Genomic DNA, 1,990 nt, shown 5'->3' on the forward strand with positions numbered 1-1,990 from the left:
TGAGAATAAATTTCGGTGGGCTTATCAATCAAGCCCGCCAGAGCATGTCTCATGCCGCAATTTTACCATAAACACCTAGTTACAAACAGGTTAATCTGTAATTTTCTCTCTTAACTTAACGGCATTGGCCGTATGCATTCGCCGGCGGTAACCCGGTGATGTTCTGGGATCCGAATGGGCTGGAGACCTATTCGTTTACTTACATAAGCATTAAAGGCGAGGGTGATAAAGTCATATATATTGAAGAAGACGAAATAGACAACATGATTAATAACAAACCCTTTAGGTATAGAGTGTCTACACCTGCATTGTTGCCAAACTTTTCTTTCATGCGAACTCAACGCCTACACAGATCCATCAAAGTAAGTGACAAATGGGAAGCCTTGAAATTTGCTCGTTTTGAACTTGGAGCAACAGCTTTTGGTGGAGAATATCGACCAAAAATAACTATCCCCGACTGGTTCCCTGTTATTAACAATAAGTTTCCCGCTAGCTATATTGAAAATATAGGCTGGACAGTAGTTGGCCGAACCAGAGAGTATGACTTTTCTGGTTTGTTTCACCCAGCTGCGGACAATTATGCAGTTTTCTTATCGGGAAGCGCTCCAGAAGAACCTGGATCATCTCATCGATTCCTTAGAGCAGTTGATTTTGATCCAGAATGGTTAATGAGAGATCCAAAAATATCAAAAGCACACGATGAAAATTTAAAAAACTTCATACAAGAATTATGGCGCCTAAAAAACAAAAATGGATTGACTGGTAAAAACTTCATAGAACTCAGTGAAAGCCCAGTCCTATATGAAGAGGGTTGGTCTACAGAGCCGTTCTTTTGGGCAGCTGGTAGCTCAAACCTAAGGTCAAAAGCTTATCTAAATGTAAGCGTAACAAAAAAAGGAATCTTAGCTAAAGGATATATCCTAAATCTCTGGCACGATATTTATGACTGGGAGCCGATGTATGATAGCGAAGGCAATCGAATAGAAAAATCTACACTGGTTCCAATGACAGGAAAATATTTACATCAAAGACACGAGATTGATGATTCAGCTTGGAGAAAGCTTCAATGCGTGTCAGAATGTAAGGCCGCTCCATTTAGAATGAAATCTTTATGGAGGGAAAACCTGACTATCTTCTTAGGCAGGAATGGAGAAATTGAAATCACCATACATGATAACTTCATAACCAAGGATTGATCATGTCAATTATCGCAATGTTTTATACAGCGGCGTGTCTAATTTTTGACTATCATATACTCAACAACTTCATAGACGAGAAGCATCGATATGTTTACCTTCTTTTTCAGATGCCTGTGGTTTTCATAACACACCCTCTAAAGATAATTTTGTATTTGGCTTCCAAGTTCAACATCCCACTGTCTTTATGGATTATTATGGCTTTAAACATATGCGACACATGGTTTGTTTTCTCGATGTCCTTCACTTTTGAGAGCCAAGATCTAAATCATTTAACCATAATAAAAACGCTGCTTTTAGGAGGGAATTTTTTACTCGCCTCTTATATAATTCTCTCAAAGAAGAAGCGCGTAGTGTCCCAAAAATAAACAGGCCGTAGTGTCCCAAAAATAAACAGGCCGCCCAATCACCCTGAATTCCCAGCCGCGCAACAGGAACCGACCTTCCGTTTTCTGGAAATTCGCCAAAACTTTGCCCGAGCGAGGTGTTTCTTTGATGCAAAGGCTTTATTTGGGCGCACTTTGGCCTTGGAATTCGTTTCGAATCCACCGTACTCTTAACCTGAAACGCGATCATAAAAACTGAGCAAGCCGCCCAAACGGGTTCGTCGCCGGATTCTTCCCTCTGACTTCCCCTGCTTGCCGGAGATCAACCAGTTTCCAAGGCCTTGGTGGGGACGCTCTTCATGGTAATGCGCCCCATATTCACGCAAAAGGTATTCAAGTTGCCCTTTCGAAAAAATCACAAATCGGTCCAAACATTCTTCACGAATGCTCCGAATCACACGCTCCACA

The 1,990-nt window shown here is 41.3% G+C and carries 2 protein-coding genes; one reads left to right on the forward strand and one right to left on the reverse strand.

Annotated features, from left to right (window positions below):
- The first annotated feature begins 155 nt into the window (after positions 1 to 155).
- Complete coding sequence (locus tag J3U88_RS33970) at positions 156 to 1,196, forward strand: hypothetical protein (protein WP_207863673.1); 1,041 nt, start codon at positions 156 to 158, stop codon at positions 1,194 to 1,196.
- A gap of 556 nt (positions 1,197 to 1,752) precedes the next feature.
- On the opposite strand, the gene J3U88_RS33975 is transcribed toward J3U88_RS33970, so the two are convergent.
- On the reverse strand, positions 1,753 to 1,990 hold a 238-nt coding region (locus J3U88_RS33975), incomplete at its 5' end, for an integrase core domain-containing protein (RefSeq protein ID WP_207863674.1).

It is taken from the genome of Acanthopleuribacter pedis, from assembly GCF_017377855.1.
GTDB classification, from domain to species: Bacteria; Acidobacteriota; Holophagae; order Acanthopleuribacterales; family Acanthopleuribacteraceae; genus Acanthopleuribacter; species Acanthopleuribacter pedis.